This window comes from Pseudomonas sp. OTU5201, from assembly GCF_038440135.1.
GTDB lineage: Bacteria > Pseudomonadota > Gammaproteobacteria > Pseudomonadales > Pseudomonadaceae > Metapseudomonas > Metapseudomonas resinovorans.
The window spans coordinates 1-17,480 of record NZ_JASATC010000052.1; the positions used below are offsets into that span (position 1 = coordinate 1).

15 protein-coding genes and 1 pseudogene are annotated in these 17,480 nt (G+C 61.5%); 12 read left to right on the forward strand and 4 right to left on the reverse strand.

The window, feature by feature from the left end; genetic code table 11:
- Positions 1-176: 176 nt before the first annotated feature.
- From AAHM40_RS23895 to clpS, 3 genes and pseudogenes are all read right to left on the reverse strand, one after another.
- Positions 177-473, reverse strand: a pseudogene (locus AAHM40_RS23895) (transposase); the annotation flags it as partial.
- Between the two features lie 107 nt (positions 474-580).
- Positions 581-2,851, reverse strand: a complete 2,271-nt coding sequence (gene clpA / locus AAHM40_RS23900; RefSeq protein ID WP_342246904.1) for an ATP-dependent Clp protease ATP-binding subunit ClpA — start codon at positions 2,849-2,851, stop codon at positions 581-583.
- Positions 2,852-2,879: 28 nt separating this feature from the next.
- Positions 2,880-3,242, reverse strand: coding sequence for an ATP-dependent Clp protease adapter ClpS (gene clpS / locus AAHM40_RS23905; RefSeq protein WP_028628729.1), 363 nt, complete (start codon positions 3,240-3,242; stop codon positions 2,880-2,882).
- A gap of 231 nt (positions 3,243-3,473) precedes the next feature.
- On the opposite strand from clpS, the gene cspD reads away from it, so the two are divergent.
- Positions 3,474-3,737: a cold shock domain-containing protein CspD gene (gene cspD / locus AAHM40_RS23910; protein ID WP_342246905.1), complete on the forward strand. Its 264-nt coding sequence runs from the start codon at positions 3,474-3,476 to the stop codon at positions 3,735-3,737.
- A gap of 68 nt (positions 3,738-3,805) precedes the next feature.
- Here cspD and icd read toward each other — a convergent pair whose 3' ends face one another.
- Positions 3,806-5,062 (reverse strand): NADP-dependent isocitrate dehydrogenase, encoded by a 1,257-nt coding sequence (icd, locus tag AAHM40_RS23915; RefSeq protein WP_342246906.1) that lies wholly within the window; start codon positions 5,060-5,062, stop codon positions 3,806-3,808.
- Positions 5,063-5,419: 357 nt separating this feature from the next.
- Between icd and AAHM40_RS23920 the strand changes: the two genes are divergently transcribed.
- From AAHM40_RS23920 to AAHM40_RS23970, 11 genes are all read left to right on the forward strand, one after another.
- On the forward strand, positions 5,420-7,648 hold the full coding sequence (locus AAHM40_RS23920) for an NADP-dependent isocitrate dehydrogenase (RefSeq protein ID WP_342246907.1): 2,229 nt from the start codon (positions 5,420-5,422) through the stop codon (positions 7,646-7,648).
- Between the two features lie 95 nt (positions 7,649-7,743).
- Positions 7,744-8,187, forward strand: coding sequence for an NUDIX hydrolase (locus AAHM40_RS23925; RefSeq protein WP_342246908.1), 444 nt, complete (start codon positions 7,744-7,746; stop codon positions 8,185-8,187).
- A 55-nt stretch (positions 8,188-8,242) separates the two neighbouring features.
- Entirely contained in the window at positions 8,243-9,361 is a 1,119-nt protein-coding gene (gene mnmA / locus AAHM40_RS23930; protein WP_342246909.1) for a tRNA 2-thiouridine(34) synthase MnmA, read from the forward strand.
- Positions 9,358-9,978: a high frequency lysogenization protein HflD gene (hflD, locus tag AAHM40_RS23935; RefSeq protein ID WP_028628735.1), complete on the forward strand. Its 621-nt coding sequence runs from the start codon at positions 9,358-9,360 to the stop codon at positions 9,976-9,978. Before mnmA ends, hflD begins: the two co-directional genes overlap by 4 nt.
- Positions 9,979-10,087: 109 nt before the next feature.
- On the forward strand, positions 10,088-11,458 hold the full coding sequence (gene purB, locus AAHM40_RS23940; RefSeq protein ID WP_342246910.1) for an adenylosuccinate lyase: 1,371 nt from the start codon (positions 10,088-10,090) through the stop codon (positions 11,456-11,458).
- Between the two features lie 60 nt (positions 11,459-11,518).
- Positions 11,519-12,685, forward strand: a complete 1,167-nt coding sequence (locus AAHM40_RS23945) for a ribosomal protein uL16 3-hydroxylase (protein WP_342246911.1) — start codon at positions 11,519-11,521, stop codon at positions 12,683-12,685.
- A complete protein-coding gene (locus AAHM40_RS23950; RefSeq protein WP_028628738.1) occupies positions 12,678-13,103 on the forward strand; it encodes a GNAT family N-acetyltransferase in 426 nt (141 codons plus the stop codon). The genes AAHM40_RS23945 and AAHM40_RS23950 overlap by 8 nt, the downstream gene beginning before the upstream one ends.
- A gap of 8 nt (positions 13,104-13,111) precedes the next feature.
- Complete coding sequence (locus AAHM40_RS23955) at positions 13,112-13,738, forward strand: DUF7931 domain-containing protein (protein WP_342246912.1); 627 nt, start codon at positions 13,112-13,114, stop codon at positions 13,736-13,738.
- Positions 13,735-14,544: a secretin N-terminal domain-containing protein gene (locus AAHM40_RS23960; RefSeq protein ID WP_342246913.1), complete on the forward strand. Its 810-nt coding sequence runs from the start codon at positions 13,735-13,737 to the stop codon at positions 14,542-14,544. The genes AAHM40_RS23955 and AAHM40_RS23960 overlap by 4 nt, the downstream gene beginning before the upstream one ends.
- A 510-nt stretch (positions 14,545-15,054) precedes the next feature.
- Positions 15,055-16,650 (forward strand): isocitrate lyase, encoded by a 1,596-nt coding sequence (locus AAHM40_RS23965; protein ID WP_342246914.1) that lies wholly within the window; start codon positions 15,055-15,057, stop codon positions 16,648-16,650.
- Positions 16,651-16,833: 183 nt separating this feature from the next.
- A complete protein-coding gene (locus tag AAHM40_RS23970; protein WP_342246915.1) occupies positions 16,834-17,433 on the forward strand; it encodes a murein L,D-transpeptidase catalytic domain-containing protein in 600 nt (199 codons plus the stop codon).
- The last annotated feature ends 47 nt before the right edge of the window (positions 17,434-17,480 follow it).

Sequence of the window (17,480 nt, forward strand, 5' to 3'; positions counted from 1 at the left end):
GCGCCGGGGGTTGGTGCGCTGCGGCTTCAACGGGCAGTCGCTGCAGTCGCTGCGTACGGCGTAGATGCGCTGGCTGCCCTTGACCTGCTTGAGCGGTAGCCACTGGCCCGCCGGACACGGGTACTGGTCGGTTTCCGCGTCGTAGCTAAAGGCACTGCGGTCGAACAGCAGAGTGTCACCCGCCCCAGCAGCCACATCACCTCGACATTGCGCCGGCACTCGGTCTCCAGGCGACGGGAAGAGCGGATGCGCTGGAAGTAGCCGTACAGGTAGAGCTTGAGCAGGTCCGCCGGGTCGTAGGGCGGACACCCGGTTCGACCCGGCTGTGCCTTGCTGAAACCCAGCACCTGCAAATCCAACCGCGCCACGTAGACCTCGATCACCCGCACCAGGTGGTCTTCGGGAACCCGCTCGTCCAGCGACGGCGGAAACAGGCTGTCCTGACCGCGCGCCTCTCCCTGGATGTAGCCCATAAACGACAATGCCCGTATCGAACGATACGGGCATTGTCTTCAGACTCGACTCAGACGGCTAGGTTTTCACACAGTCTGATGTGCGGGGCTCTTTGTTGGTGCATCACTCAGGCCATCTCTGCCGTAGTCTCAAACTCGAAGCTGAGCTCCTCATCCTTGACGTCGACGTGCACCACGCCGCCGTGCTCGGCCAACTCGCCAAACAGGATCTCCTCCGCAAGTGGTCGCTTGATCTTGTCCTGGATCAGGCGCGCCATGGGACGGGCCCCCATCTGCGCGTCGTAGCCGCGCTCAGCCAGCCAGCCCCGCGCCTCGTCGCTGACCACCAATTGCACGCGCTTGTCCTCCAACTGCGCCTGCAACTCGGTGAGGAACTTGTCCACGACACTCTTGATTACTTCATGGCTCAGGCGGCCGAACTGGATGATCGTATCCAGGCGGTTACGGAATTCCGGCGTGAAGCTCTTGCGAATGACCTCCATGGCATCCGAAGAGTGATCCTGCAGAGTGAAGCCGATGGAAGCCCGCGCAGCGGTTTCGGCACCAGCATTGGTGGTCATGACCAAGATCACGTTGCGGAAGTCCGCCTTGCGGCCGTTGTTGTCAGTCAGCGTGCCGTGATCCATCACCTGCAGCAGCAGGTTGAAGACTTCCGGGTGAGCCTTCTCGATTTCATCCAGCAGCAGCACACAGTGCGGCATTTTGGTGATGGCCTCGGTCAACAGACCACCCTGATCGAAACCGACATAGCCTGGAGGCGCACCGATCAGACGCGAAACGGTGTGCCGCTCCATGTATTCGGACATGTCGAATCGAAGCAGCTCGATCCCCATCGCCTTCGCCAATTGGCGGGCCACTTCGGTCTTGCCGACCCCCGTAGGCCCAGCAAAGAGGAACGAACCTACCGGCTTGTCCGGGGACTTGAGCCCTGCGCGCGACAGCTTGATAGCGGTCGACAAGGAGTCAATGGCCGCATCCTGACCGAAGACCGTCAGCTTCAGGTCACGCTCCAAGTTACGCAGCAGCTCCTTGTCGGAGCTAGTGACATGCTTTGGAGGAATTCGCGCGATCTTCGCGACTATGTCTTCGACTTGAGCCACCTCGATGCGCTTGGCGCGCTTCTCTTCCGGCTGCAGGCGCTGATAGGCGCCCGCCTCGTCGATCACATCAATGGCCTTGTCAGGCATGTGTCGGTCATTGATATAGCGAGCTGCCAGCTCGGCTGCTGCACGCAACGCCTCATCGCTGTACTCGATATGGTGATGCTGCTCGAAGCGCGCCCTGAGCCCCCTGAGGATGCCCACGGTGTCTTCAACCGATGGTTCTGTAACGTCGACCTTCTGGAAGCGCCGCGCCAGAGCCCGATCTTTCTCGAAGATGCCTCGAAATTCCTGGAAGGTGGTCGAACCGATGCAACGGATCTCACCCGAAGACAACAGCGGCTTGAGCAGGTTGGACGCATCCATCACCCCACCCGACGCCGCACCGGCACCAATGATGGTGTGAATCTCATCAATGAACAGAATGGCGTGCGGGCGTTTGCGCAGTTCATTGAGCAGCGCCTTGAAGCGCTTCTCGAAATCGCCGCGATACTTGGTTCCCGCCAGCAAGGCGCCGAGATCCAGCGAGTAGACCACGCTTTCAGCGAGCAGGTCGGGCACCTGGTTGTCGACAATGCGCTTGGCCAGACCCTCAGCGATGGCGGTCTTGCCAACACCTGCCTCACCTACCAAAAGCGGGTTGTTCTTGCGACGACGCGCCAGGATCTGCGCGACGCGCTCAACTTCACTCTCACGCCCGACCAACGGGTCGATGCGCCCCATGCGCGCCAATTCGTTCAGATTGCTGGCATATGCATCCAGCGGATGACCGGACGCGGCAGCCTCACCACCTTCCTCATCCTGCATTTCCTGATCGTGGTCGTGCTGCTCGCCGTGACCCGGGACCTTGGAAATCCCATGGGCGATGTAGTTGACGACATCGATACGCGCGACGCTCTGCTGCTTCAGCAAGAACACAGCCTGACTTTCCTGCTCGCTGAAGATCGCCACCAGCACATTGGCGCCGGTCACTTCGCGCTTGCCGGAACTCTGCACATGGAACACCGCACGCTGCAGCACTCGCTGGAAGCCGAGCGTGGGCTGGGTTTCACGATCTTCGTCGTGCTGAGGGATCAGCGGGGTGGTGGAATCGATGAACTCCTGCAGGTCGTGCCGCAGCTTGTCCATATTTGCGCCACACGCGCGCAGCACTGTGGCGGCGGCTTCGTTGTCCAACAGGGCGAGCAGCAAGTGCTCTACCGTCATGAATTCGTGGCGCTTGGCACGGGCCTCCTTGAAGGCAAGATTGAGGGTGACTTCGAGCTCGCGGTTCAACATGGCTTCACCTCATACCCAAGCGGCGGCGTTAACCGTCCTTCTCGATCTCACAGAGCAGCGGATGCTGGCTCTCTCTCGCATATTGATTGACCTGCATGGCCTTGGTTTCGGCTATGTCGCGAGTGAACACGCCACAAATTGCCCGGCCCTCTGTATGCACGGTCAGCATGATCTTGGTGGCCAGTTCCCGGTTCATACCGAAGAACAGTTCGAGCACCTCGACCACGAAATCCATAGGGGTGTAGTCATCGTTAAACATCACCACCTTATACATAGGTGGCGCCTGCAGGGCCGGCTTGGCTTCCTGCACCGCCAGGCCCGTGGAGTCGTCCTCGTGATGCTGCGGACTGTCCTGATTGAATGTTAGTCGAATCTGGCTGCTTGCATGCATGCTGGAAATAAAGGTCATTGGATGGATGAAAAACGGCCTCTGGAAAGACTTTGATCCGTTTCTCAGGCGATGCGGGGAACGCCTTGACTAACGGCAAAACGGTGTTACAACCAGTGAATACCCGTCTTCGGGTATCAGGGGTTCCGCGCGCGCGGCCAAGGCGGCCCGCATGGCGTGGAGTCGAAGTGGATGATACTCCAGTGATGGAGTCCTTTGCAGAGGGATATCAGCATGCTTAGCGGTAAGGTCAAGTGGTTCAACAACGCCAAAGGCTATGGATTCATCCTTGCCGACGGCCGAGATGAGGACCTGTTCGCCCACTATTCGGCCATCCAGATGGAGGGCTACAAGACGCTAAAGGCTGGACAGCCGGTAAGCTTCGATATCATCCAGGGCCCGAAAGGGCTGCATGCCGTGAATATTCGCCCCGTCACGGCCACCACCGAAGCGCCTGCCACCATCAGCCACCCCCAGGGCAGCACGGTAGAAGTTTGAGCCCACGCATCAATTGGGCATAAAAAAGGCCGGTCAAATGACCGGCCTTTTTGTTTCCGTCCGAAGACTCACATGTGCGCGATGATAGCGTCGCCGAACTCGGAGCAGGACAGTAGTTTGGCACCTTCCATCAGACGCTCGAAGTCGTAAGTGACGGTCTTCGCAGCGATGGCACCATTGGTGCCCTTGATGATCAGGTCGGCCGCTTCGGTCCAGCCCATGTGGCGCAGCATCATCTCCGCAGAGAGGATGACCGAGCCCGGGTTAACCTTATCCTGGCCGGCGTACTTCGGCGCGGTGCCATGGGTCGCCTCAAACATGGCAACGGTGTCGGACAGGTTGGCGCCGGGGGCGATACCGATACCACCCACTTCGGCTGCAAGGGCGTCGGACAGGTAGTCGCCGTTCAGGTTCAGCGTGGCAATCACATCGTACTCAGCCGGACGCAGCAGGATTTGCTGCAGCATGGCGTCCGCGATCACATCCTTGACTACGACGCTCTTGCCGGTGCGCGGATTCTTGAATTGCATCCACGGACCGCCATCCAGCAACTCGGCACCGAACTCGTCACGAGCAACTTCGTAGCCCCACTCTTTGAAGGCACCCTCGGTGAACTTCATGATGTTGCCCTTGTGGACGATGGTCACAGAACTGCGATCGTTGTCCACGGCGTACTGCAGGGCCTTGCGTACCAGACGCTTGGTACCGTCCAGGGACACTGGCTTGATACCGATACCGCAGTTCTCGGTGAAACGGATTTTCTTGACGCCCATTTCCTCGGTGAGGAACTTGATGACTTTCTCGGCCTCGGGGCTGCCAGCCTTCCACTCGACACCGGCATAAATGTCTTCGGAGTTCTCGCGGAAAATGACCATATCAACGTCACCGGGCTTTTTCACCGGGCTCGGAACGCCTTCGAACCAACGAACCGGGCGCTGGCAAACGTAAAGATCCAGCTCCTGACGCAGGGCCACGTTGAGGGACCGAATGCCACCACCGACGGGAGTGGTCAGCGGGCCCTTGATGGAAACAACGTATTCGCGAACAGCGTCCAGGGTTTCTTTCGGCAGCCAAGTGTCCTGATCGTAGACCTGAGTGGCCTTCTCACCCGCGTAAACCTCCATCCAGGAGATCTTGCGATTGCTGCCGTAAGCTCTGGCTACGGCGGCATCTACCACCTTGATCATGACAGGGCTGATATCGACGCCGATGCCGTCACCCTCGATGAAGGGGATGATCGGGTTGTTCGGTACCTTCAAGGACATATCTGCATTGACGGTGATTTTGTCACCGACTGCCGGCACCTGGATCTTTTGGTATCCCATGCTGAGCTCCGTGTTGTGGTTGAGAACGCTCTTGCAGCTCGTGAGCCTACTCCAGTTGGGCGGTCATCGACCATATCTTCCTTAGTCGAAAACACGCCTCCGAGTCACCCCGCCAAAAGGGGTGATATACTGCGCGCCGTGACTTAACAGTCATCGGGGTCGAGCAGTCTGGGACCAGACTCACTGTCCTCGTAACGGCCAGGCCACCACCATGGCAAGGCCGTACAACGCTTTACTGGCGCTCCATTACCCCCGCGGCAATTCTCGGCTCAGCTCAACGTCGACATTGAGCGAATGCGTCTACCAGTGCGCTTCGAGACTCTGTGCGCGCCCAGAAAAGAAGAGAGTTAAACGTTAATGTCCAACCGTCAGAAGATCACGTACACCTTCACCGACGAAGCCCCTGCGCTCGCCACCTACTCGCTCCTTCCCATCGTCAAAGCGTTCGCCGCCTCGGCAGGGATTGATGTCGAAACCCGCGACATCTCTCTTGCAGGACGCATCCTGGCCTCCTTCACTGACAAGCTTGCCGCAGACAAGCGCATCGAAGACGACCTGGCCTACCTGGCCACGCTGGCCACCTCGCCTGACGCGAACATCGTCAAACTGCCGAATATCAGTGCCTCCGTGCCGCAGCTGAAAGGCGCTATCGCCGAACTGCAGGCGCTGGGCTACAACGTGCCGGACTTCCCGGAAGATCCGCAGACCGAAGAAGAGAAAGACACTCGCGCCCGCTACGCAAAAGTCCTGGGCAGCGCCGTGAACCCGGTCCTTCGCGAAGGCAACTCCGACCGCCGCGCTCCGGCCGCCGTGAAGGCCTACGCTCGCAAGCACCCGCACTCCATGGGCAAGTGGAGCATGGCCTCCCGCTCTCACGCCGACTACATGCGCGGCGGCGACTTCTTCTCCAGCGAACAATCCATCACCATGGCCAAGGCCGGTGACGTGCGCATCGAGTTCGTCGGCAAGGACGGCAAGGTCGAGGTCAAGAAGCAGCTCTCCCTGCAGGACGGCGAAGTCCTGGACAGCATGTTCATGAGCTGCAACAAACTGCGCGCCTTCTTCGAGCAGACCCTGCAGGATTGCAAGGAAACCGGCGTTATGTGGTCCCTGCACGTCAAGGCGACCATGATGAAGGTCTCCCACCCGATCGTCTTCGGCCACGCCGTCAGCGTTTACTACAAGGACGTGTTCGACAAGTACGGCGAGCTGTTCAAGGAACTGGGCGTCAACCCGAACAACGGCATCAGCAGCGTCTACGACAAGATCAAGGTACTGCCCGCCTCCCAGCAGGAAGAGATCCTTCACGACATCCACGAGGTTTACAGCCACCGCCCGGAAATGGCGATGGTCGACTCCGTGAAAGGCATCACCAACCTGCACATCCCGAGCGATGTGATCGTCGACGCCTCCATGCCGGCGATGATCCGCAACTCCGGCCAGATGTGGGGCAAGGACGGCAAGCAGAAAGACACCAAGGCGGTGATGCCGGAGAGCACCTACGCCCGCATCTACCAAGAGATGATCAACTTCTGCAAAACCAACGGCGCCTTCGACCCGACCACCATGGGCACCGTGCCGAACGTCGGCCTGATGGCGCAGAAAGCCGAGGAGTACGGCTCCCACGACAAGACTTTCGAGATGGTCGCCGACGGCACCATGCGCGTCGTGACCGCCGACGGCACCGTCCTGATGCAGCATGAAGTCGAAGCCGGTGACATCTGGCGCGCCTGCCAGACCAAGGACGCCCCGATCCGTGACTGGGTCAAGCTGGCCGTTACCCGCGCCCGCCTGTCCAAAACCCCGGCCATCTTCTGGCTGGACCCGGAACGCGCCCACGATCGCGAACTGCGCAAAAAGGTCGAACTGTATCTGCAGGACCACGACCTGACCGGCCTGGACATCAGCATCAAGGGCTACAACGAAGCCATTCGTACCAGCATGGAGCGCCAACTGCGCGGCCAGGACACCATCTCGGTGACCGGCAACGTCCTGCGCGACTACCTGACCGACCTGTTCCCGATCATGGAACTGGGCACCTCGGCCAAAATGCTGTCCATCGTTCCGCTGATGGCGGGCGGCGGCATGTACGAGACCGGTGCCGGCGGCTCGGCTCCGAAGCACGTACAGCAGCTGGTGGAAGAGAACTACCTGCGCTGGGATTCCCTCGGCGAGTTCCTGGCCCTGGCCGTGTCCCTGGAAGAAGCCGGCATCAAAACCGGCAACGCCAAGGCCAAGCTGCTGGGCAAGACCCTCGACGAAGCCACCGGCAAGTTGCTGGACAACAACAAGTCGCCGTCGCGCAAGGTTGGTGAAATCGACAACCGCGGCAGCCACTTCTACCTGGCCATGTACTGGGCTCAGGCCCTGGCTGCACAAGATGAAGACGCCGAGCTGAAGGCCCACTTCGCTCCGCTGGCCAAGACCCTGACCGAACAGGAAGCGACCATCGTCGCCGAACTGAACGGCGTCCAGGGCAAGGCCGTGGACATCGGCGGCTACTACCGCTCCAACCCGGAACTGACCAGCCAGGTCATGCGCCCCAGCGCTACCCTGAACGCTGCGATCGACGGACTGCTGGCTTAATCTCCAGCGCGGCACCAAGGAAACCCCGGGCTCGCCCGGGGTTTCTTTTTCCGTTACCCGCGCTTTAAATTCGCCCCTTTTCCGGAGCCACGCCGATGACCTGGAAACCCCACATCACCGTCGCAACCATCGTCGAGGACCAGGGCCGCTTCCTGCTGGTTGAGGAAGAAGCCGATGGCCGCGCCGTGTTCAACCAGCCCGCCGGCCACCTTGAGGCCAACGAGAGCCTGCTCCAGGCCGCCCTGCGCGAAACCCTGGAGGAAACCGGCTGGGAGGTCGAACTCACCGCCGTCACCGGAATCTACCTCTACACCGCCCCCAGCAACGGCGTGACCTACCAGCGCGTCTGTTTCGCCGCCCGGCCGCTGCGCCACCACCCGGACCAGCCGCTGGACGAGGGCATCATCGGCCCGCGCTGGCTGACCCGAGACGAGTTGCTGGCCGAGAAGGACCGCTGGCGCAGCCACCTGGTCCTGCGCTGCATAGACGACTACCTGGACGGCGAGCGTTTCCCCCTCAGCCTGATCCGCGTCGCCTGACCAGCCCCAGCCCTGATAGAATTCCGCTTTTGCTTACCAGCCAGTGCAGAGTCCCATGCGTGATCCAGCCAATACCCGCGTCATAGTCGGCATGTCCGGCGGCGTCGATTCCTCGGTTTCCGCCCTCCTGCTCCTCGAGCAGGGCTACCAGGTGGAAGGCCTGTTCATGAAGAACTGGGACGAGGACGACGGCACCGAGTACTGCACCGCCAAGGTGGACCTGGCCGACGCCCAGGCCGTCTGCGACCGCATCGGCATCAAGCTGCACACCGCCAATTTCGCGGCGGAGTACTGGGACCACGTGTTCGAGCACTTCCTCGCCGAATACAAGGCAGGCCGCACGCCGAACCCGGACATCCTCTGCAACCGCGAAATCAAGTTCAAAGCCTTCCTCGACTACGCCCTGTCCCTGGGCGCGGACCTGATCGCCACCGGCCATTACGTACGCCGCCGCGACGTCGACGGCCGCACCGAGCTGCTCAAGGGCCTGGACCCGAACAAGGACCAGAGCTACTTCCTGCATGCGGTGGGCGGCGAGCAGATCGCCCGCACCCTGTTCCCGGTCGGCGAACTGGAAAAGCCCGCAGTGCGCGCCATTGCCGAGAAATACGGCCTGGCCACGGCGAAGAAGAAAGACTCCACCGGCATCTGCTTCATCGGCGAGCGCCGCTTCACCGATTTCCTCAAGCAGTATCTGCCCGCCCAGCCCGGCGAGATCCAGACCACCGAAGGCGACGTCATCGGCCGCCACCATGGCCTGATGTACCACACCATCGGCCAGCGCCAGGGCCTCGGTATCGGCGGCATGAAGGACGCCAGCGACGATCCCTGGTACGTCCTGGCCAAGGACCTTTCGCGCAACGTACTGATCGTCGGCCAGGGCAACGAAAACCCATGGTTGTACTCCCGCTCGCTGAAAGCGTCCGAGATCTACTGGGTCAACCCCATCGACCTCAGCCTGCCCCGCCGCCTCAAGGCCAAGGTGCGCTATCGCCAGAGCGACCAGCCCTGCACCCTGGAAAAGACTAGCGACGGTTACGTAGCGGTGTTCGACGAGCCGCAGCGGGCGGTCACGCCGGGCCAGTCCGTGGTGTTCTATGACGGCGAAATCTGCCTGGGCGGCGGCGTGATCGAAAGCGCCCAACCCTCGGATGCCGGAGTTCAGCGCCCATGAACCAGACCCGCGAACAACTGGTCGCACTCGGTGCCGTCTTCGAAGCCGCCGCCCTGGTCGACCGCATCGCCAAGACCGGCCAGATCAGCGAGCCGCCGCTCGGCTGCATGCTCGGCAGCCTGCTGATCCGCGATCCGAAGAACACCCTGGAAGTCTACGGCGGCGACGACCTCAACCTGCGCGATGGCTACAAGGCCCTTGTAAGTGCCCTGGAACGTGAGCCCTCAAGCCTGCAACGCGAACCCCTGCGCTACGCCCTCGCCCTGTTGACCCTGGAACGTCAACTGGCCAAACGTGGCGACATGCTGGACGTCATCGGCAACCGCCTGGACCAGATCCAGCAACAGGTACAGCACTTCGGCCTGGTGCACGACAACGTCATTGCCGCCTGCGCCGGCCTTTACCAGGACACCCTGAGCACCTTCCGCCAGCGCATCCAGGTACACGGTGACATGCGCCACCTGCAGCAACCCAGTAACGCTGCGAAGATCCGCGCCCTGCTCCTCACCGGCATCCGCGCCGCGCGACTCTGGCGTCAACTCGGCGGCAACCGCTGGCAACTGCTGTTCAGCCGCCGCAAGCTGCTCAACGAGCTTTATCCGCTCCTGCGCGGCTGACCCGCACCGCGCCATGTGTCGACGACCGCGGCGCGGAAGCGGCGAGTTGGGCGAAATACATGTATGATGTGCGCCCCTTTTCGTTGACCGATTGTCCGAGAACGCCCTCATGCAGCTTTCCTCGCTCACCGCGGTTTCCCCCGTAGATGGCCGCTACGCCGGCAAAACCAGCGCCCTGCGCCCGATCTTCAGCGAGTACGGCCTGATCCGTTTCCGCGTCCAGGTAGAGGTCCGCTGGTTGCAGCGCCTCGCCGCCCACGCCGGTATCCCGGAAGTCGCGCCCTTCTCCGCCGAAGCCAATGCCCTGCTCGACAAGCTGGCCGAAGACTTCCAGCTGGAACATGCAGAGCGCATCAAGGAAATCGAGCGCACCACCAACCACGACGTAAAAGCTGTTGAGTATCTGCTCAAGGAGCAGGCCGCCAAGCTGCCCGAGCTGGCCAAAGTCAGCGAGTTCATCCACTTCGCCTGCACCAGTGAGGACATCAACAACCTGTCCCACGCCCTGATGCTGCGCGAAGGCCGCGACCAGGTCGTACTGCCGCTGATGCGCCAACTGGCCGACGCCGTCCGCGACCTGGCCGTACGCTTCGCTGATGTGCCGATGCTCTCCCGCACCCACGGCCAGCCGGCCTCGCCGACCACCCTCGGCAAGGAAATGGCCAACGTCGTGTACCGCCTGGAGCGCCAGATCGCCCAGGTTGCAGCCGTGCCGCTACTGGGCAAGATCAACGGTGCGGTGGGCAACTATAACGCCCACCTGTCCGCCTATCCGGACGTCGACTGGGAAGCCAACGCCCGCGAGTTCATCGAAGGCGACCTGGGCCTGGCCTGGAACCCCTACACCACCCAGATCGAGCCGCACGACTACATCGCCGAGCTGTTCGATGCCGTCGCCCGCTTCAACACCATCCTCATCGACTTCGATCGCGATGTCTGGGGCTACATCTCCCTTGGCTACTTCAAGCAGAAGACCATCGCTGGCGAGATCGGCTCGTCGACCATGCCGCACAAGGTCAACCCGATCGACTTCGAGAACTCCGAAGGCAACCTCGGCATTGCCAACGCGTTGCTCCAGCACCTGGCCAGCAAGCTGCCCATCTCCCGCTGGCAGCGCGACCTGACCGACTCCACTGTGCTGCGCAACCTGGGCGTCGGCTTTGCTCACAGCGTTATCGCCTACGAAGCCACTCTCAAGGGAATCAGCAAGTTGGAGCTGAATGCGGGGCGCATTGCTGAAGACCTCGACGCCTGCTGGGAAGTCCTCGCTGAGCCGATCCAGACCGTGATGCGCCGCTACGCGATCGAAAATCCGTACGAGAAGCTCAAGGAACTGACTCGTGGCAAGGGCATCAGCCCGGAAGCCCTGCAGACTTTCATCGATGGCCTGGATATTCCGACCGAGGCCAAGGCCGAACTGCGCAAAATGACTCCCGCCAGCTACATCGGCAACGCCGTAGCTCAGGCCAAGCGCATCTGATCGGTCTTGTACCCATGCACGCCCGGCTGTGCCGGGCGTTTTTATTTCAAAGGCTTAGATATGAATCCTGATACTCCTCTTCAACTTTTGGGTGGCCTCTCCGCGCGCGAATTCCTGCGCGATTACTGGCAGAAAAAACCACTCCTGATCCGCCAGGCCATCCCCGGATTCGAAAGCCCCATTTCCCCTGACGAACTTGCGGGCCTGTCCCTGGAAGAGGAAGTCGAGTCCCGCCTGGTGCTCGAGCACGGAGAACGCCCCTGGGAACTGCGCCGAGGCCCATTCGCCGAGGACGCCTATCAGAACCTGCCTGAGCGCGACTGGACCCTACTGGTCCAGGCGGTCGACCAATTCGTGCCGGAAGTCGCCGAGCTACTTGAAAATTTCCGCTTCCTACCGAGCTGGCGCATTGATGACGTGATGATCAGCTTCGCCGCGCCAGGCGGTGGCGTAGGGCCGCATTTCGACAACTACGACGTGTTCCTTCTCCAGGGTTACGGTCGCCGCCGTTGGAAAATCGGCCAGATGTGTGACACCGAGAGCGCCCTGCTACCCCATGCCGACCTGCGCATACTCGCCGACTTCCAGCAGACCGACGAATGGGTGCTGGAGCCCGGCGACATGCTCTACCTGCCGCCCCGTCTCGCCCACTTCGGTATCGCCGAAGACGACTGCATGACCTACTCCGTAGGCTTCCGCGCGCCCAGTGCCGCCGAGGTACTGACCCACTTCACCGACTTCCTGGCCCAGTTCCTGCCGGACGAGGAGCGTTACAGCGACGCCGGCGCGGCGCCTGTCAGCGATCCCCACGAGATTCAGCGGGACGCCCTGGACCGACTCAAGTCTCTGCTCACCGAGCACATGAGCGACGAGCGCCTGCTGCTTACCTGGTTCGGCCAGTTCATGACCGAGCCGCGCTACCCGGAACTGCTGGCCGGCGCCGAAGTGGAAGAGGACGATTTCCTGGGCGCCATCGAAGACGGCGCAGTACTGGTCCGCAACCCAAGCGCGCGCCTGGCCTGGTCCGAGGTGGACATTGGCCTGGTGCTTTTCGCCAGCGGCCAGAGCCGCCTGCTGCCCGCCAGCCTGCGCGACCTGCTGAAGCTGATCTGCGCTGCCGAGGCACTGCATATGGAAAATCTCGGCCAATGGCTGGCCGATGACGAGGGGCGTAAGCTTCTACTGGAACTGGTCAAGCAAGGAAGTCTGGAGTTTGCCGATGAGTGAGATACACGTCCGCGTTGCCGACTGGCAGAAGGACAATGCCGACCTGCGCCGCATCCGTGAGGCCGTATTCATCGCCGAACAGTCCGTCGCACCGGAGCTGGAGTGGGACACCGAAGATGCGGACGCCGTGCACTTTCTCGCCTTCGAGCGGGACTATGCTATCGGCACCGCCCGCCTGCTTCCCGACGGCCATATCGGCCGCGTTTCGGTGCTCAAGGACTGGCGCGGACTGAAGGTTGGCGATCGGCTGCTACAAGCCGCTATCGCCGAAGCCGAACGCCGTGGCCTGAAGCGTCAGATGCTCTCCGCCCAGGTCCACGCCACCGCGTTCTATGAACGCCACGGCTTCAAGATCGTCAGCAGCGAGTTCCTCGAGGCTGGCATTCCCCACGTGGACATGGTGCGCGAAAGCCAGTAGAGGCCCAGATGAACGAGAACGCCCCGGAACTCACTGAGAACGAAGTCGAACTGCCGGCCATCGAGTTCCAGTCGCCGGGGCGCTTCAGCGTTCACAACCCCTCCCTCCAGGCCGAAGTGCCCGAATGGGAACCCGCTCCCTTCGGCCTAGGCGTCCATGACCGCCTCGAACGCTTCAGCGTCCCGGAGGACGCACGAGCCCACGCCCTGGCGCTGATGCAGCAGGCACGCCGCCGGCTTTGCCTGTACAGCCCCGATCTGGAGCCCTGGCTCTACCACAACAGCGCTATCCAGCAGGCCTGCACCCGGCTGCTGGTCAGCGACCCGAAATGCCAGTTGCGAATTCTCGTGCGCGACCTGAGCCGCGCCGTAAAGGAAGGCCACCGGCTGCTCAGCCTGAGCCGCCGCATTTCCAGCAACTTCCAGATTCGCCGGATCAACCCCGACCATCCCTCGGAAGACCTTGCCTATCTCATAGCCGACGACCGCGGCCTGCTCGTGCGCCCCGAGCGAGAACAGTACGCCGGCTACGCGCTGTACAACGACCCCGGAAGGACCCGGCTGCAGCAAACCCGCTTCGACCAGGCCTGGGACCTGAGCCTTACCGACCCCGACTTGCGGAGCTTCCTGATATGACCCCACGCGCCCTGTTCGCTACCCTCCTCCTGCTCATCTGCCTGCCTCTGCAGGCGGCGACGGAACTCATCCAGCTGCGCTATCGCACCGCCGATGAGCTGCTGCCGATGGCGCAGTCCGTACTGGGCAACGAGGGTCGAGTCAGCGCCTACGGCAACCAGCTCATCGTCAATGCCGAACCAGCGAAGATCACCGAACTGCGCAATCTGCTGGACCAACTCGATACCCGACCGCGACGCCTGCTGATCAGCGTCGACACCAGCGACAGCAACTTCCAGAGCGACCGCGGCTATGCAGTGAACGGATCAGCCAGCGTCGGCGGCGTCGATGTCCAGGCGGGTCGCGGCGAAGTCCATGGGCGCGACCAGGTGCGCATCATCCGCCGCAGCACTGACAGCCGCGGTGGCGGTGTGCAGCAGGTCCAGACTACAGAAGGCTATCCGGCGCTGATCCAGGTCGGCCAGAGCGTCCCCATCACCTCCACCAGCAGCGGCCCCTATGGCGAGGTGTACAGCAACACCGAATACCGCAATGTCACCCGCGGTTTCTACGTCACCGCAACGCTCACGGGCGAGCTGGTCCACGTCAACATCAGCAGCAACCGCGACCGCGTGAACAGCAGCCAGCCAGGCGTGATCGACGTGCAGAGCACCGACACCAAAGTCAGCGGTCGCCTCGGCGAATGGATCACCATTGGCGCTGTGAACGAAGACAGCCAGTCCGACCAAAGTGGCTTTTTGCGCCACCGCACCACTCAGGGCCGTGAAGATATGACCCTGCGCCTCAAGGTCGACGCGGTCGACTGACTGCACATTTTTAGACCAATGAGTCTCAGCCAAAAGTATTATGTAGTAGTCCAAAAAAAACACTACAAAACGTTTGACGAACGCCTGTTTGAAAGAGCATGATGGCCTCGCTCCCGCTAGCCAGGGGCCCTGAATAGGGCCTCCGGATCGCGCTCCCAGCCAACCAGCCGAGCCGATCCGTGTTGTAACGGCCCATAAGGCAGTGCGACGAGGTTGCGACTGGAACGTAGTTGTCCTGAGGGACGGGGAAGCGTCAGCAACATCCGCAAGATCGAAGGCAGTGCCCGGTAATCACTCAACGGTTTCCACGAACCGGCAAGTGAGCCAGTTGCGCAAATTTACCCATCGATCCTGTGAGCGTGTGCATCTCCTCACCCTACCCTCAGCTTCAATCTCTTCCAGTTGGTCCTTCGACGCGCTGCGGTGAGCAACCCGCAATAACCTTCAGAACGCAGGTTTTTGAGTGGGAAAGTCGGTGCTCAACCACATATACACTTTGAAGGATTGACCATGTCCGCATATCAAAACGACATCAAGGCCATTGCCGCACTGAAAGAAGTGAACGGTAACAGCTGGAGCGCTATCAACCCCGAGTCGGTTGCCCGCATGCGCGCACAGAACCGCTTCAAGACCGGTCTGGATATCGCCAAGTACACCGCGGCCATCATGCGCAAGGACATGGCCGAGTACGATGCCGACTCCTCCGTCTACACCCAGTCCCTGGGCTGCTGGCATGGCTTCATTGGTCAGCAGAAGCTGATCTCCATCAAGAAGCACCTGAAGACGACCAACAAGCGCTACCTCTACCTCTCCGGCTGGATGGTTGCTGCGCTGCGCTCCGACTTCGGCCCGCTGCCCGACCAGTCCATGCATGAAAAGACCGCCGTTTCCGGTCTGATCGAAGAGCTCTACACCTTCCTGCGCCAGGCCGACGCCCGCGAACTGGACCTGCTGTTCACCGCCATGGACGCTGCTCGCGCCGCTGGCGACAAGTCCAAGGAAGCTGAAATCCAGGCCCAGATCGACAACTACGAAACCCACGTAGTGCCGATCATCGCCGACATCGACGCTGGTTTCGGTAACCCGGAAGCCACCTACCTGCTGGCCAAGAAGATGATCGAAGCCGGTGCCTGCTGCATCCAGATCGAGAACCAGGTTTCCGACGAGAAGCAGTGCGGCCACCAGGACGGCAAAGTGACCGTTCCGCACGAAGACTTCCTCGCCAAGATCAACGCTGTTCGCTACGCCTTCCTCGAACTGGGCGTTGATGACGGTGTGATCGTTGCCCGTACCGACTCCCTGGGTGCCGGCCTGACCAAGCAGATCGCCGTGACCAAGCAACCGGGCGACCTGGGCGACCAATACAACTCCTTCCTGGACTGCGACGAAATCAACGCCTCCGACCTGCAGAACGGCGACGTGGTAATCAACCGCGACGGCAAGCTGCTGCGTCCGAAGCGCCTGCCAAGCAACCTGTTCCAGTTCCGCAAGGGTACTGGCGAAGATCGCTGCGTCCTGGACTGCATCACCTCGCTGCAGAACGGCGCCGACCTGCTGTGGATCGAAACCGAGAAGCCCCACGTTGGCCAGATCAAAGGCATGGTTGACCGCATCCGCCAGGTCATCCCGAACGCCAAGCTGGTTTACAACAACAGCCCGTCGTTCAACTGGACCCTGAACTTCCGTCAGCAAGTGTTCGATGCGTTCGTTGCCGAAGGCAAAGATGTTTCCGCCTACGACCGCGCCAAGCTGATGAGCGTCGAGTACGACGAAACCGAGCTGGCCCAGGTTGCAGACGAGAAGATCCGCACCTTCCAGCGCGACGGTTCGGCCCACGCAGGCATCTTCCACCACCTGATCACCCTGCCGACCTACCACACTGCCGCACTGTCCACGGACAACCTGGCCAAAGGCTACTTCGCCGACCAGGGCATGCTGGCCTACGTGAAGGGCGTTCAGCGTCAGGAACTGCGTCAGGGCATCGCCTGCGTCAAGCACCAGAACATGGCGGGCTCCGACATCGGCGACAACCACAAAGAGTACTTCGCTGGCGAAGCGGCTCTGAAAGCGAGCGGCAAAGACAACACCATGAACCAGTTCCACTAAGAGGAACTGCCACCAGCCGACCACGCATCGGCCGGACATGGCGAGTCTGAAAACCCCGGTGCTTGCACCGGGGTTTTCTTTTGTCCTTCACCCTGCTACCGGACATAACCAACCTGCCGTCCGCAATGGGTTGCCAAGGCGCGGCACATTCCTAGAATCAGCACAAAACCTGGAGCTCCGGCCATGCCGCGAACCCTGCTGCTGATCCTGCTGCTCATCTCCCCCGTCCTGCGCGCCGGCGACCTGGAACTGCTGGTCAGCCCGCCACAACTGGCGTTACTCCTTAGCGAACTGAAAAACAGCCAGCACCCGCACTTCGCCGTGGTCGACTACGGTCGCGCCTCCACACTCCCCCGCTTCTACCTGTTCGACAGCCGCAGCCACGCTTTGCTAGGCAGCTTCCGGGTTGCGCACGGCCAGGGATCAGACCCGGATCACGACAGTTACGCCGACCGCTTTTCCAACGACTTCGGCAGCCGCGCCACCTCCCTTGGCCTGTTCCGCACGTCACAGGTATTCGACAGCGAAGAACCCGGTCATGGCCGCTCCATGCGCCTCATAGGCCTAAGCCCGAGCAACAGCAATGCCGAGGCGCGCGCCATCGTCATCCACGCCAACGCGTATATGGAGGACGCCTTCATCCTTGAGCACGGAGTACCCGGGCGCAGCTACGGCTGCCTGGTCCTGGCCAGCGCTGATCGAGACAAGGTCATTGCGCAACTGAAGGGTGGCGCGCTGATCTTCGCCATCAGCCAGAAGCGCCAAGCCGTGGCGAACAATTAACGCAAGCCGCGCTGCACCTTCCACGCAACAGCTTCTCCATCTCACTG

What these genes read in the sequence shown, in the direction of transcription:
- cspD (WP_342246905.1), top strand. Translation starts at nt 3,474, where the DNA reads ATGCTTAGCGGTAAGGTCAAGTGGTTCAACAACGCCAAAGGCTATGGA.
- clpS (WP_028628729.1), bottom strand. Translation starts at nt 3,242, where the DNA reads ATGCATGCAAGCAGCCAGATTCGACTAACATTCAATCAGGACAGTCCG.
- AAHM40_RS23970 (WP_342246915.1), top strand. Translation starts at nt 16,834, where the DNA reads ATGCCGCGAACCCTGCTGCTGATCCTGCTGCTCATCTCCCCCGTCCTG.
- AAHM40_RS23960 (WP_342246913.1), top strand. Translation starts at nt 13,735, where the DNA reads ATGACCCCACGCGCCCTGTTCGCTACCCTCCTCCTGCTCATCTGCCTG.
- AAHM40_RS23965 (WP_342246914.1), top strand. Translation starts at nt 15,055, where the DNA reads ATGTCCGCATATCAAAACGACATCAAGGCCATTGCCGCACTGAAAGAA.
- AAHM40_RS23925 (WP_342246908.1), top strand. Translation starts at nt 7,744, where the DNA reads ATGACCTGGAAACCCCACATCACCGTCGCAACCATCGTCGAGGACCAG.
- AAHM40_RS23920 (WP_342246907.1), top strand. Translation starts at nt 5,420, where the DNA reads ATGTCCAACCGTCAGAAGATCACGTACACCTTCACCGACGAAGCCCCT.
- AAHM40_RS23950 (WP_028628738.1), top strand. Translation starts at nt 12,678, where the DNA reads ATGAGTGAGATACACGTCCGCGTTGCCGACTGGCAGAAGGACAATGCC.
- AAHM40_RS23955 (WP_342246912.1), top strand. Translation starts at nt 13,112, where the DNA reads ATGAACGAGAACGCCCCGGAACTCACTGAGAACGAAGTCGAACTGCCG.
- mnmA (WP_342246909.1), top strand. Translation starts at nt 8,243, where the DNA reads ATGCGTGATCCAGCCAATACCCGCGTCATAGTCGGCATGTCCGGCGGC.
- AAHM40_RS23945 (WP_342246911.1), top strand. Translation starts at nt 11,519, where the DNA reads ATGAATCCTGATACTCCTCTTCAACTTTTGGGTGGCCTCTCCGCGCGC.
- purB (WP_342246910.1), top strand. Translation starts at nt 10,088, where the DNA reads ATGCAGCTTTCCTCGCTCACCGCGGTTTCCCCCGTAGATGGCCGCTAC.
- clpA (WP_342246904.1), bottom strand. Translation starts at nt 2,851, where the DNA reads ATGTTGAACCGCGAGCTCGAAGTCACCCTCAATCTTGCCTTCAAGGAG.
- hflD (WP_028628735.1), top strand. Translation starts at nt 9,358, where the DNA reads ATGAACCAGACCCGCGAACAACTGGTCGCACTCGGTGCCGTCTTCGAA.
- icd (WP_342246906.1), bottom strand. Translation starts at nt 5,062, where the DNA reads ATGGGATACCAAAAGATCCAGGTGCCGGCAGTCGGTGACAAAATCACC.